This window comes from Aureliella helgolandensis (assembly GCF_007752135.1).
GTDB lineage: Bacteria > Planctomycetota > Planctomycetia > Pirellulales > Pirellulaceae > Aureliella > Aureliella helgolandensis.
In genome coordinates, this window is the sequence record NZ_CP036298.1 from 1,126,942 (window position 1) to 1,141,371 (window position 14,430).

The following is a 14,430-nucleotide window of genomic DNA, read 5'->3' on the forward strand; positions in this document are numbered from 1 at the left end:
TGACCGATGGCGACTTGAGATCAGCCAGTCAGTCGAACGCGCCCTTAAGGAGGCCTCGCTACCACGGCAGTTTGGGCGATGGATGCGGTTCATGAACTCGTACGCCAGCCGTTCCTTCTGTGCAGCTCCTGGAACCCGCACTTATACCATGTTGTGCCGAGCTGGGCAGGCAGTCGACCCTATTCTTCACCACTCTTCACAACGGCGAGCGGACTCCAGCGATCCCTGCCTGCCGAGATCGTGCTACACACCAGGAAATCCTCCAACGCACACAGATGAAGTGATCGGTAGCATGGACCCCCGGTCCGTGAAAACCGCTCAGTACCCATCGCATCTACGGAGCGTGGCTGGCTTGAATCGAAGCGGTTGGTGCGGTGATCGAATGGGAAATGTTCTGAAAATCTTCTTGACTTGCCTACACCCTGTCGGTAATACTGCCTACAGTCAGTAGGCAATAGGTGGAAGTACTCGAAGGGGGCAAGCATGGCGAAGGCGGACACGACACCGTTGACCGAGGCGCAGCGGGAGATCATGGAGGTGGTTTGGGATCACGAGGAGGTCACCGTCACCCAGGTGCGAGACGAATTGGCCCAACGACGTGAGGTGGCTCGCAATACGATCCAGACGATGATTGTCAGATTGGAAGAACGCGGCTGGCTCAAGCACCGAGAGAAGGGGAGAACGTTTTGGTATTCTGCCAGCCGCCCTCGCACCGCCTCGCTTGGTGCAAGAGTGGCGCAGATGGTCGACCGATTCTTTGCCGGTTCGCCCGAGGAGATGGTGACCGCGCTGATGGAGTATCGGGGGTTGTCGTCAGATGAAGCCGAGCGCATTCGCGAAATGATTGACGCGGCCGAATCGAATACGTCGGCAAAGGGTACGTCGAAGCCTCATCAAAAAACCGGCAAGCAACGAGGAGGTCAAGCATGAATGTTTTCTCCGATCAATTGCTCCTATGGATGGTCAATGTTCTAATTCACACAACGGTTCTGACTGCGCTGCTGTTGCTGATCGCCATGTTGTTTCGCAGGAGAGCTGCGATGCGATACTGGATCCTTTGTTGCGGTATGCTGCTCGTGCTTGGCAGTCCCGCAATCTCGGCCCTCATCCAATCACAGGGCAACAGTTGGCTTGCCCTGGCGGCGCCTGAGATCGCAGAGAAAACAGATCCTGTCGCGATAGCCCCCAAAGTCAATTTGGCAAAGCAGAATGCGATGGAGCGCCCAGGTTCAGCCGCCGTAAGCCCCTCCGGAGATTCGAGCCTGGAGACGCTAAACGAGCTGTCGTCCGTGATGGGGCTCTCGGGTTCGACAGAAAGCCTTGATTCTGTCAATCTCCCTCTCGCAACCGTAACGGCAACTGAGCCAATGGTGAACTCTCGCTCATGGTTCGAGTGGATTGGGACTGGGATGGTCACCATCTTACTGGTCTGGGCGGTTGGCGCTGCGGTACTGTTGCTGCGATTGTCGGTCGGATGGATTCGACTATCGCGGATTCTCAGTCGGTCGGAACCGATTGAAGATGCAGAATTCCAAGCCGCGTTTAGGAGAGCCTGTGCAGCGGTTAGTTGCGACGGACGTCGATCCCCGAGGCTGCTCGCTTCTGATGAGATCTCTGGTCCGTTGGCCGCAGGCATCTTTGGGGGCTCGGTAGTACTGCCGAAGCGTCTGATCACGCAAGCAAATCCAATCGAACTCGCCAATGTGCTGATCCACGAAATCGCTCATGTTGTTCGTCGTGACCAAGTCATCGTCTTGCTGCAAAACCTCGTAGCCGCGATCTACTGGCCACATCCCTTGGTCCGCAAACTGAATCGGGAACTCGCGAAAGCGCGAGAGGAGGTCTGCGACAACTTTGTGCTAGCGACGACCGAGGCACCTGTCTACAGCCGAACGCTATTGTCGTTGGCTCAATTGGTTCAGCGCCCCGAAACGCTTCCAGGCAGCGTAGCTTTCTTTACATCGCGGTGGAAGTTGGAGCAACGCGTGGCAGGTCTGCTTGATGAGGCTCGCGATACTCAAACGATTCTCGGGAAACGCGGATGGGCATTCGTACTGATTTCGACGTTGACGCTATTAGCGGCGATCAGCGCTGGAACCATCACCATGGCGACTGCGCAGAATGCGGACCAAAATGCGATCGTCGAAACGGACGCGAGCTCGATGACGATCCAAGGTACCGTCCGCGACCCAGACGGAGCGGCAATCGCTGGCGTTCGAATCCTAGCAATCGAGCACTTTAGGGCGAACGTAGCGGGGACGACCGAAAGCACAATTCTTCAGGAGACCATCAGCGATCGAGAGGGCCGTTACACGCTGCGTGTTCAACCCAATTCGGATCGTTTTTCAGACGGTATGTATCTTGGATCGCAAAGCGTCTCGGTGCTTGCGACGCTGGCCGGATATGGTCCCCACGAGCAGGAGGTTTCCGAAAATGGAGCGGAGACGAATCTAAAATTGGTCACCGCCGAGCGGATCCTCTCGGGCCAGATCGTGGATTTGGAGGGGCAACCGATTGAGGGCGTTCGAGTCCGCTTGCAAGACATACGACAACCTCCCTCGACCATGGACCGTGCGGAATCGGTGGATCTGTGGATTGCCGCAGCCCAGAACACTCCCGCCGGACTCGAAGCGGACTCCGATAGCGATCCTTTGGGCAGTGACGCCGCGTCGCCGGAGGCGGTGTTTTATCCCGAAGCAGAGCGGATGCCAGGCATTACCTCACTTCAAATCGAAACACGCACTGATCATGAAGGACGATTTCAATTTTCCGATGTCGGTGATGATCGTATGGCCGTTCTTCAAGTCGATGGATCTGAGATTGCATCCTCATTAATTCCCGTCGTCGCTCGTGAGATCCCGCCGATCAACACACCTGGAATGGGACCGCAGTATCGAACCGGAAAAACCTTCGGCAGTTCCTTCAAGATGACTGCCGAGCCAGGACAGTTGCTCACTGGGGTGGTGCAAGATCGCGAAACAGGTGCACCGATCGATGGGGCGATCATCAGCCTGTATCAGCTTCCCAACGATTTACTTGCCATCAATGGTTTTCTAGCAACGACCAGCGATGCCGACGGGCAATATGTCCTTTCCGGGCTTCCGCACAACACTGCAGAAGCAGGCCGTCCGATCAAAATTAAGGTCACTCCGCCTGCTGGCCAACCGTATTTCCGCAGTGACCACAATGTGCCCGTGCAAGGTGGATTGCAACCGATCCAATTCGACATCCGGCTTACGCGAGGGATCTGGGTAACGGGACAGGTTACCGAAGCTGGAACTGGAATTCCGGTTACGGGAATCGTCGGTTATCACCCCTATCTCAGTAATCCGAACGCTGAGGGGCACGAAGCCTTTCATGCGGGGTTGATATCGATGGGCTACGAGGAAATGTTTGCGACCGCCTTGGATGGAACTTTCCGCATACCAGCGCTTCGGGGGAAGGGCGTTTTGCGAGTGGTCGCCACGAACGACGACCAATACCAAATGGAAGCTATTCCAAGCAATGCAATGAACAAGACTGGGGAGGGCACCCAGGGCGAGCGGCTAATTTACCACAACACTATGCCGGGAAACGGAGTAGTTGAAATTGAAGCCGCTAGCGGTGTGGATGTCGTGAACGCAAAAGTGGAATTAGTCCGCGAGAAATTGTTGACGGTTCGTGTGGTCAATCCTGATGGAACCGGCGCTACGGGCTTCTACGTGGCAGGGCGACAACTTATTAACCGACTCGCGTTGTCTGGCCGTGGCTATCGCTACTGGGAAGAACAGCCCTTTTTGACTTCGACGTTCACTGTGGTGCTGGGGGACGGACAGGAACGTGAGCGACCTCTGATCATTCGCGACAAGCACAATCGGTCGGGGGCCGTTGTTTGGCTTAGCCAGATCAATGCCGCTGAGGAAGAGGTATTCACGATCCCACTGAAGCCAAACGCAAGGATCCTTGGCAAGTTGGTAGGTGGAAAAGCTGACCAACTCGCGAAAGCGTTTTTGCAAGCGGGAGAGGGGGATACTAACGAACTCCACGGTATGATTCCGTCGAGTTCAGGGTATCGCATCAACGTCAGTAAATTCCTGCCGTTTTCGCTTCGCGACTTCGTACCGCTGGATAAGCACGGAAGCTTTGAATTATGGGTCCCTGCGAGCGAGCGCGGTTCGCTGCTGTTAAAAGAGTACCCTGGCGAACCACAGCTGCTTGACAATCAGCGGATCCCACCGGGCGCCACGCTGGACTTGGGAACCGTCGATCTGAGCAAGGATCCGACAACGTGGCCGAAACCGAAACGGATTGCGAACGCCCTGGACGAAGCCAACGCAGGTGTAGATAACCTCGTCAGCGTCAGCTCGGAACATGGGGCATCACTCTCCAACCCGCAGGAAGGCAACACGAACACGATTGGGGATAGTGGAAAGATTGCTGCAGCGTCGCCGCTAAATTTTTCAGGACGCGTCATTGATCGGGCGGGGCAGGCACTTGGCGGAGTCGAGTTTCGTTTGCTGGGAGCAAGGCTCGGCAATCTACAGGAATACTCCGATGTGTTAGCAACCAGCGATGCCGACGGTACGTTTCAGTTCGTTTATAAAATGCCATCGAAAGAGGAAGCAAAGCTTCGACAGCTGATGAAATACTCAGAGCTCGTTGCAAGCAAGAATGGCTATGGCGTTGCCATTGCAAACGCTGCGTTGTTGGAAAACTCCGGTCAGCTCAGATCATCGTTGAATGAGGAAGAGCTGCGGTACATGTTAGGTAAGCACGGTAGCAACAGTCCCACCGTCTTGGTCATGCCGCCCTCCAATCAATCGGTTCGAGGGCGGATCTTGAATATAGACGGAGTGCCGGTCGTTGGTGCAACGGTTTCAACGATCAATGTCTACGAAGGAAAGTCTGGCTTACTTGATGAATGGCATGTGGAAACAAAGCGCAGTGGTGCGAATTTTTATTCCGCAAGGGATCGGTTGAACATGATTGTGAATGGTTCATTCTTAGACGGACCTCTGGCGACTGTCATCCCGGCCGTGCTGACTGATTCCAAGGGCAACTTTGAACTACCCATGCTCGGCGATGATCGAATAGCCGAGGTGTTAGTGAGTCACGAGTCGATTGAAACCGCTCGATTGTATGTCCGATCCGAAGAAGGGACGACGATCGAGTTGCCTGAGGATAGCGATGGTAGTCGAACGCCACTGCAAGTCTACTATCCAAGGCGTTTTACGTTTGTTGCCGGGGCGACCCGACCGGTGGTGGGCCGCCTCATTGATGACCAGACAGGAGAGCCGGTTGTGGGCGTGCAGATCGAGGGGTATCGAACGGCAGTTCATTCCACCGGTGGTTCAATGCCTCCCCGGGCGGTTCGTGATATCTCTGAGAAGGACGGCTCATTCCGTTTGGTTGGATTCCCGATCGGAGAAACAGAACTTCGCATAATTCCGCCCGACGGATCTGCGTACTTAGTGGGCGGCGTTTCCGTGAACTTAAGGCCAGGTGACAAAGAGGTCAGCAAGGTCATCCCCATGCGACGGGGACTCATGCAGCGGGGCCGAATCGTGGAAAGCGGCACCGGCAAAGCGATCGTTGGGTACTTCGAATATTGGCCCATGGCAGGAAACCCTGCGATTGCGGAGACGCCGATGCTGAAGAATGGCGATCAGCGTGTCGCATACCTGTCCGATGAGGAAGGCGATTTCGAAATCCCCGTTTTGACTGGACGAGGTATTTTGACCTTTATGGCCAATGAGGATCAGCGTTTTCGTCGAGCTGTCGGTGCGGACGCGATTCCGTGGCCTTCAGATCCCGAAGTCGACGGAGTCATGTTTCAAACCTACCCACATTCATTGGTGCCGCAGAACCATCATTATTTGGCACCGATCGATCTTCGACCGGGGGAGACGCCCGAATTCATGACCATCAGTCTCGATTCCGGAATGTCGATTCCAGTTAGAGTGATAGGGAGCGACGGAAAGCAAGTCACGGAAGCCTATGTCAGTGGCCGCCGCCCATTCGGAGGTTGGAGTGGTACCGCCACGCAGGATTTCTCGGTAGAAGGCTACGATCCCGCAATTGGACGTCGTCTGATAGTCTTTGAACCAGTTTCAAACGGAGTGGCCATGAAGCTTCTGCAAGATCGCTCCTCCGCAGGCATTGAACTACAGTTAGAACCTGCGGGTAGCGTTACAGGGCGTTTGGTAGACTCCGAAGGTGAACCCGTTCGAGACGTTGTCATTACCAGTAGTCTCGCTGACAAGCGACCTGGCGACGATCTTCATACGGACCTCGCGTTTTTCCCCAACCTCTTGGAGGGAAAGCCGCTGCTGACAGACCGAGACGGGCGTTTCGTGGTCCGTGGGCTGATCCCTGGAATGAAATACGCCGCTTCGGCTGCCCTTCGCTCCGCTTCTTCGAATCGCAGAATTGGAAATGTTTTCGTTGGCGTTGCGGTCGCCTCTGGCGAAGTGAGGGACTTGGGCGACATCACGGTCATTCGGGAGGAGGAATGATGGTGCAAGTTGAATTGTCTTCTTGGCAGCCCTATCGTCCTAGCACGGCCTCCCCCTGGGACCTGCGGCGTGTGCATCATCTGCATCGGCGGGCAGGGTTTGGAGCGAATTGGGGAGAGTTGCAACGCGATCTGGATTCCGGCCCGCACGCTGCGATTGATCGCTTGCTTCTTGGAAATGATGTTGCAGAGGATTTCGATTCCTTGCAACACTTGATTGGTGACGCGGCAGTCAGCTCAAGTGATATTCATCGGCTGAAAGCTTGGTGGTTCTACCGCATGCTCTATTCTGGCGATCCACTGACCGAGCGGATGACACTGATGTGGCACAATCATTTCGCCACCAGCAACCTGAAAGTCAGCAATGTCGCTTTCATGAAAGTGCAGAACGACAAGCTGCGGAAAAACGCAATGGGGAAGTTTAGTGACCTTTTGCGAGCCGTCGTGAAGGATGCTGCCATGATGGTCTGGCTTGATGCGAGGGCGAACCGGAAGGATAAACCCAATGAGAACTTGGCTCGTGAGCTGATGGAACTATTCACACTCGGCGTTGGGCACTACCAGGAATCCGATGTTCAGGAAGTCGCTCGCGCGTTGACCGGGTGGACGATACGAGACGACGCATTCGTGAATGTGGAGGCGTACCACGATACTGGCCCCAAGCGGATCCTCGGTCGTCAGGGAAGCTTCGATGGTGATGACGTGCTGGCAATCCTGCTCGACCAAGACGCCGTCGCCGAGCGAATCGCCTCAAGACTGTGCGACGTCTTCTTTGGCGAGAACGTTGTCCCTGCAGGACAACTCAATGAACTTGCGGTGGGGTTGCGGGAGCACGACCTTGATCTGCGTTGGGCCGTTGAAACGATTCTCCGCAGCGAGGCATTTTTTGCTGAGAACAATATCGGAAATCGAATTCTCGACCCGATTCAATTCATGGTCGGGACTTTGCGATCCTTGGAGAGGGTGCATCCGCCGCCGAGCACTTTTCTACTGGCGGAATGGTCGGCACGGTTAGGCCAAGATTTGTTTTGCCCACCTAGCGTTTTCGGTTGGCCCGGGGAACGAGCGTGGCTTTCGACACGCACAATGATTGGGCGCGCGAACTACGCGACCGCGTTGCTCCAGGGGGAGTTGCATCGTCCCAGCCAACCCATAGCCATTGAGGAACTTGCACAAAAATACGGTTGCTCAACTGCTGAATGCCAGACTCGGTTCGCCAGTGAATTGTTGTTTGGCAACGACCATCAAACGGGGGACGTCGGATGGATGCTGCGGTCGACCTCAGCGAATTTGGGCTAGAAGAGAACATCTCCAGCAAAGGTATCCAGTGATGAGAACGAATCGAAGGACTTTTCTCGGACAGAGTTCTGTGGTCACGCTAGGGGCAATGCCAGCCTTGGCCTGTCGTGGAGCTTCCACGGCAGCGTTGCCCAAGTCGAATCGCGATGGCAAGGTGCTGGTCGTTATTCAAATGAGTGGCGGCAACGATGGCATCAATACCGTCGTTCCCTACTCCGATGAGGGTTATGCAAAGCATCGAAACACACTACGGCTGCCAGTCGATCGCCTCATTAAGCTCGATGATTCTGCCGCTCTTCATCCGTCAATGCGCTCGGCAGCCGATCTATTCGAAGATGGGCGGTTGGCAATCGTCCAGGGCGTCGGCTACCCCAATCCCAGTCGCTCGCACGATACCAGCATGGCGGTTTGGCACTCGGCCGAGATTGGGGATGAAAACACTCTGCGACCCCACGGTTGGCTAGGCAAGGCAATGGACTCCCGCCGGGCGCAAGCTGGTGCTGACGTGAGCAACGCTCCCGATATGGTCTTACTGGGTGACGAAAGTCAACCGTTGGCCATTCAGAGTCGCCGTTCGATTGCCGTTGCGCTTTCGAATCTGACCGACCTACGGCTTCGCGGCCCGCGCTGGGAGGCTGCTGAACAAGGAACCCGTAATTCGGCGAGCAATTCGCTCGAGAATTTCGTCGGTCAGACGATGCAAAACGCAATGGCGACCGCAAGTGCTTTGGAGCAAACGATTGAGCAATCGCATCGAGGCGGTGTCGTTTACCCCTCCACGCAGCTTGGGCAGCGGATGCAGGTGATTTCAACGCTGTTGAAGTGTGGCTTCCAAACGCCCGTCTACTACGCGATCCAAAGCGGCTACGACACCCACGCAGCCCAGATGCCAACTCACGCCTTTTTACTTCGAGAATTCAGTGACGCGATCCAGGCATTTCTTAAGGATCTAGATTCGTCGGGACTAGCCGATCAGGTGTGCGTCTTGGGCTTCAGCGAGTTCGGACGTCGAGTCACCGAAAACGGTTCCGCGGGCACGGACCACGGAACCGCAGGCCCCGTCTTCATTGCCGGGAACCAAGTTCGACCTGGGCTCGTCGGAGCCCAGCCAAAACTGCTGGATCTCGACGGTGGTGACCTGCGCATGGGGATCGATTTTCGTGATGTTTATCAGGGGATTACTGCAAACTGGCTCGGCGTGAACCAAGATCGCGCATCAGAGGATTCGCAACATTCGTTGAAGATCTTTAAGGGATCGTTGAGCTGACCGAAATCGGCGAATGGCAATGTGGCACAGGATGAGGGTAACGGACTGAGTCGTCTGAGGCAGAGAGGCGGGTAGGGTTTTGTGTCGTCTTCGATAGTACCCTTGTCTGTTGATTAGCCGTTTTTGTAGCAACTCAAAAGCCACATTTCCAATGATACTGCAACGGCGATTGATTCAGCCTTGCTTAGCAGCTTGCTGAGATAGGAGCGTTTTAAGTTTCAACGCGGAGGTTGCGTCCCAAACTGCCTTGTAGCGGCAACCACCTTTCCTTGCGCACGCAGCGGGTGACTATTTCGGCCGCCCGTCACGCTGGGGGGGCTATTTCGACAAGCCGTAATGCGGCCGGCCGCAATCGTAACGGACCGTTGCGTGGTGGGGGCGAATGGAGACGAGGTACTAGGAATGCTAGGTCAATTTAGTTGCCAGATCGTGAAATTGAGGACGCTGGCAAACGTGACCCATGCGAGGTAAGGCAGCAGCAGCCCGCCAGCCAACTTGGAACGTCGGAAGAAGGCTACGGTGGTAGCGAAAATCGCTATCCACAAGATCACGATTTCTACGAAAGCCCAGCCTGGCTGGTGGAAGTGAAAGAAGACCCATGACCAAGCGACATTCAGAACCAACTGAAGGGTGAAGAGGCACAGGGGACGCTTGGCTGCTTGCAGGCCGGCAGGCTTCCACACCAGCCATGCGGCGATTGCCATCATGACGAACAGCGTTGTCCAGACTGGGCCGAAGAGGTAGGCCGGCGGATTCCAGCTCGGCTTGGCGAGCGTCTTGTACCAGTCGTCAATCTCGGGAGTCGTCGCGATGGCGCCGAGGCCTGCTGCTCCGAGGCAAATTGCGATGCAAACGGCTAGTCCAAGCACTGTGTACATGGATTGAGCTCGAGTGTCCGCTCTAGGTTCGTTTGCCGTCACTGTGGATTCCTTTTTCGAATGATTCGAGAGAATACGAACAAAATATTACGCCTGCTTAGGGCCTAGTAAAATCGTGTCTTCTGTTTGCGAAGCATCCTTATTCCCATCGCAAGGATTCGTATAGACTTCCGGTGCGCGGCTTGTTGGTTTCATCGAAATCACAATACCCGTTTCCCCTTTCCCTACGCGAGATTAGCATTAGAGATGCAGGCTCATGTGGAGCGGAGGTCGACATTTTTTAAACCGACAGCCTGTGACGGCATGTTAACCACTTCATCACAGGTAACAAACCCGGCTCGTGCAATTCGTGAATTGTTGAGAGCTAGTTGACTCTCCGATCACATACACTGGAGAGAGTCGTCGGATAGAGGGCGGACTATGCAAATTCTGAAACTACGAAATGGCGGCATCCTACTGTACGACAAATCCTTCCTACCTGCGGAACTTGCGGATCGCTATTGGGTGGAACTGCGCGACCAAACAGCTTGGGAGCAAAAGCCTGGAATTTTCGGCCACATGCAACCACGCTTGATCGCTTCCTACGGGGCTGCTGGAATTTCCTATCGGTATTCCGGCAGCGACTACGCGGCTCTGCCCTGGACATCGACTTTACTAGAGATCAAACGCCGAATCGAAGCTGTAAGGGGAGAGTACAACTACTGCTTGTTGAACTGCTATCGCTCTGGCAAGGATAGCATGGGATGGCACGCAGACGACGAACCGGAAATGGGAGATGTGATCGGCTCTCTCTCTTTGGGCGCAACACGCAAGTTTCGGATACGGCACAAAACGACGCGTGAAACCCAAACTTTTCTCGCAGGCCATGGGACGCTGATCATCATGGCCGGGACGATGCAACAATTCTGGCAGCATGAAGTGCCCAAGACTAAGATGCTTGTAGGTGAGCGGATTAACTTGACGTTCAGGAAAATTGCACGGAACGAGTCGGCATGTTGAAATTCTTAGTCTCTGCGGGACTGATCCTTGCGTTCTCTGGCGTCGTGGGCAAGGCGGAGGATGCGCTTCCATTCCAGTTCTCTGCCAAACGCGACAACGACCGAGTCGAAGCATGTGTTTTCGAGGACAAGATGGTCGTCTCAATTCGGTGTCCCGCTGGTATTAGTTCCCTGGCGATTGAGCGGAAAACTGAGCAATGGCCTAAATCGGTCGTTATCCAACTGCGATTGAAGGGGCTGGAGAGCTTCACTGTCGCGAGCGACCAATTAAAGCTGGCAGTAGCGGTCTCAAGTCAAAACGGTGAAGTGCGAACTTGGCTAGCAGGCAAGGAGGAATCACCACTGGATCCCAACAGCTCCTTGAGATTGAAGGTGCATTTGCTCGATAAGGATAGCCAGCCTACGAAGGTCATTCCGCTCAAGGATGGCCTCTTTCAAGTGCAGTTGCCGCAGAGGCTGTTCCAAGACAACCCACCGTCGATCAGCATGAGCTGGATTGACTTCTATCGCAATTGAGAGATTGGGATTGCCCAATCGGGAATGTCAAGCGAGCTCTACGGGCTGTTGAAATAGTAACCCGCCGCGTGAGCAAGGGAAGATAACCTCCGCTACAAGTCAATTAAGGACGCAACCTCCGCATTAAAATGTAAATTGCTATTAAATCAACAGCCCGTCTAGGAACGGGCTATTGAAAGCCGTGGACTCGCTTCGTAGCGGCAGCAGTCAAGGACGCGGTGGAAAGCGTCGTCTCTGTTGATTGTGCTGAGAACTTCACGGGCCTCACTAAGATCGTTTGGAATGTCAGAGATGTGGTGACTTCCTTGGCTGTATTCCCGTGTAAAGGCAACTCGCAAACTTTTTCACTCCGATTGGATTGGCGAGCTAATTTGCTTTCCAATGAAATCGCGAAATTTGGTCGGGCTGCCATCTTCATCGCCGACCAGTAAGTAGAAGAGCATTCCACAATCTGAAATGTCTGCGACATGCCCTCGGTGCGCTATTACCCTTGAGTACATCCATTGGATGTCGGGCTCTGGATGATCACGCATCCAATGCCAAACGGAGAAGTCTTTCCCCGAATGCCACAGGTGATTCGGATCTTCTTTGTGGTTTTGGTCCTTGATCTTTACATACTGTATCCGATTTCCACTGAGTTCTTGAATATCCTTCCAAGTGTGATGGTTTGAACGACGACGCTCGTTTTCATTGAATGCACTATGGGACACCAAGTGAACGTGTGACAGCGATTCCGCCTTTCCACGCCGTATCACGTCTTCGACCGCAAGATAGACAAACTCCGATAAGCCTGCATGGATGAAGTACAGCGGATCACTGTCCGTTGACTTTCCCATCTCCGTCGCAAGGCTTCCAATTGCCTGTTGCTTCTGTTGGGTAACGTCGAAGAATACTTGGCGATCGAACCCCCAATACTTGATCACTCCATCCGCGCTGATCTTCAGTTGATTTTGAGAGTCCGGCCCCGCTGGCGCGTCGATGAAATTGTTGTATGAGCAGTGAACCAACTTGTTCTGTAACCCCAGTTTCGCCATGATCGCACACGATGCAGGGAGGGCTCCCCAATCGTCTGGATCGCCTGTCGGCCATTTGTAATCCTTGTCAGGAGCGCTATTGCCGTCAAAACTCATCGCAATCCGGTTGTGGTTGTAGCCCCATGATTGCGCAACGCACAATGAAGATGGGATCAGCACTAGGAAAAACAATGCGAGGCAATATTTCGTTATCGATACTCTCATGTCCGCAAAATCCCTTCATCTTGGATAGGCTCAATCGGTATTCAAATATGGAATGAAGAGGTAAAGGAATCTTTGTTCGGGAATTGGATTGGTGATGCTCCACGGGAGCACGTCGTTGAATCCAGGTCAAGTCGACGGTAGTGGCCACGCTGCATTGCACTCTGTCACTTGGTCAACCGTTGTTAGTCACGCAATGCGTTTTGCGCATCCTATTGAGCCGAAACAAAAGAGTGTTGATCGTCCTGAATGAAGAAGCTCACTTTCCAACCAAGCCCCTGCTCTTTTTGTTCCCCCGAGTGCCGTGATGTTCTACTATTGTTTCGGTTTAATGAATAGGACATCTGCGCGCTCGATCCAGCCCTTTCTGAGATCGACACGAAACCAGCCATCGGTGTTCTTCTTCGAAAAGCGGCAGCCCGAACGTGGCCCAAATTCGTTCAGGTCGTATTCTGCCCAGGTCTTTCCCATATCAGGGGAATAGACAAAGCCGCAGGTCGATGTCGAAGCGGGCGCGTATAGAGCTGATAGGATCACTCCATCTTGAATGATCATATTGGCGGATTCAAATTCCATATCGTACAGCCGAGTGTGGGCGGCCTTATTGGTGATGTCTTCGGGGGCGCAGCGGAAGATTCCTCGATCATGTTTGGGGCCAACCTTGGGGCCATTCGCGTCCGCCGCCCAATACAACTGCCCATCCACAAAGTTGATGCCACCAGATTTGAACCGCGAATCGGAGTTAACCGATACGAGCACGTTCCAGTCCCAAGTGTCCGACGCCGCCTCATAGGTGCCACGCAACCAGTGGCATTCGTTGCCAAATCCGCGGTCAATATCACCGGTGCAAGTGTAGAACGCATTTTCGACGGGGTTGTATGTTACTCCATGGATGTGACGGGCGACGAGTGGATTCGCGGCATTGCCAAGCATCGTTTCTGGGGTAGCTCCAGTTTGTTGGAACTTTGGATTTTGTCCGAAGGAATACGCGATCTTTACCGTCTCACCATTGTCGGTGGAGTAGTAGATATTCACTGGGACAGCTCCGCCAATCACATTGCAGTAATTGCCCCATACCAGCATTTCTTTCCCCTGTACGTCCCAGGTATGTTCGCCATCCAACGGGTGGAAATACCAACCGGGCTGATCGGGATCGACGGGCGTATGAGGTAGATAGTCTTGGCCATTGCGATCCGTAACCGTAATTTGTCGGTAGGTCGCGAGATTGTCGGTGCTCAGAAACAATTTCTGGCGGGTCGCAAACAGAATGTTACCGTTCTTCAGGATGCAACTGAATGTGATGTTTTCAGCATCCGGAAACGCCGCGCGGTGAGTCCACGTGTGCCCATTGTCTTCAGAGAGGAAAATGTTCTCCTGATCAAATCCGAATGCCTTGTGATCCCGTTGCGTGTCGATGTAAGGTCCGATTGGGGCCAGCCGGTACCAGAAGTGGTCGGTTTCACCGGTCGCGTATCCAGGAGCGGCATTTAGCGGAAGGGCGAGTTTCGAGTTCAGCAAGGCACCGCATGTGGCGGTAGCGGCGGCGGTCGACAGAAATCGTCGGCGATGTTGAGGGCGTAGTGTCATCATGATTTCCGTTTTGTAGGTAAGGAGACCAATCGCTGGAAGTCCGAGGCGATTCCTGGCGCTAGGGTTGCGAAGGTCGACCGGAGGAAAACCAATAGCAATAAAGTGCAAGTGCTCACGGTCCTGACCATGCGTGGTTAGCGAGCCGACTGTCGGC

At 54.2% G+C, this 14,430-nt stretch carries 9 protein-coding genes; 6 read left to right on the forward strand and 3 right to left on the reverse strand.

Translation table 11 applies throughout. From position 1 onward, the window contains the following. Positions 1–483 precede the first annotated feature (483 nt). From Q31a_RS03890 to Q31a_RS03905, 4 genes are read left to right on the forward strand one after another with little or no spacing between them, the layout of a single operon-like run. Positions 484–930, forward strand: a complete 447-nt coding sequence (locus Q31a_RS03890) for a BlaI/MecI/CopY family transcriptional regulator (protein ID WP_145074276.1) — start codon at positions 484–486, stop codon at positions 928–930. After that, positions 927–6,494 carry a M56 family metallopeptidase gene (locus tag Q31a_RS03895; protein WP_145074279.1) on the forward strand — a complete coding sequence of 1,856 codons (5,568 nt, stop codon included), beginning with the start codon at positions 927–929 and terminating at the stop codon, positions 6,492–6,494. Before Q31a_RS03890 ends, Q31a_RS03895 begins: the two co-directional genes overlap by 4 nt. Next, positions 6,491–7,792, forward strand: coding sequence for a DUF1800 domain-containing protein (locus tag Q31a_RS03900; protein WP_231691054.1), 1,302 nt, complete (start codon positions 6,491–6,493; stop codon positions 7,790–7,792). Before Q31a_RS03895 ends, Q31a_RS03900 begins: the two co-directional genes overlap by 4 nt. 31 nt (positions 7,793–7,823) lie before the next feature. Beyond that, positions 7,824–9,059 (forward strand): DUF1501 domain-containing protein, encoded by a 1,236-nt coding sequence (locus Q31a_RS03905; protein ID WP_145074282.1) that lies wholly within the window; start codon positions 7,824–7,826, stop codon positions 9,057–9,059. A 410-nt stretch (positions 9,060–9,469) separates the two neighbouring features. Here the strand turns inward: Q31a_RS03905 and Q31a_RS03910 are convergent, their stop codons facing one another. Beyond that, the gene (locus Q31a_RS03910; protein WP_231691055.1) at positions 9,470–9,979 is read right to left on the reverse strand and encodes a TspO/MBR family protein; all 510 of its coding nucleotides are present in this window, start codon (positions 9,977–9,979) and stop codon (positions 9,470–9,472) included. A 378-nt stretch (positions 9,980–10,357) separates the two neighbouring features. On the opposite strand from Q31a_RS03910, the gene Q31a_RS03915 reads away from it, so the two are divergent. Further along, complete coding sequence (locus Q31a_RS03915; RefSeq protein WP_145074285.1) at positions 10,358–10,936, forward strand: alpha-ketoglutarate-dependent dioxygenase AlkB family protein; 579 nt, start codon at positions 10,358–10,360, stop codon at positions 10,934–10,936. Then, positions 10,930–11,451: a hypothetical protein gene (locus Q31a_RS03920; RefSeq protein WP_145074288.1), complete on the forward strand. Its 522-nt coding sequence runs from the start codon at positions 10,930–10,932 to the stop codon at positions 11,449–11,451. The genes Q31a_RS03915 and Q31a_RS03920 overlap by 7 nt, the downstream gene beginning before the upstream one ends. A gap of 344 nt (positions 11,452–11,795) precedes the next feature. Here Q31a_RS03920 and Q31a_RS03925 read toward each other — a convergent pair whose 3' ends face one another. Continuing rightward, positions 11,796–12,689, reverse strand: coding sequence for a hypothetical protein (locus tag Q31a_RS03925; protein WP_231691056.1), 894 nt, complete (start codon positions 12,687–12,689; stop codon positions 11,796–11,798). 312 nt (positions 12,690–13,001) lie between these two features. Further along, positions 13,002–14,276, reverse strand: a complete 1,275-nt coding sequence (locus tag Q31a_RS03930; RefSeq protein WP_145074291.1) for a hypothetical protein — start codon at positions 14,274–14,276, stop codon at positions 13,002–13,004. Between the last annotated feature and the right edge of the window lie 154 nt (positions 14,277–14,430).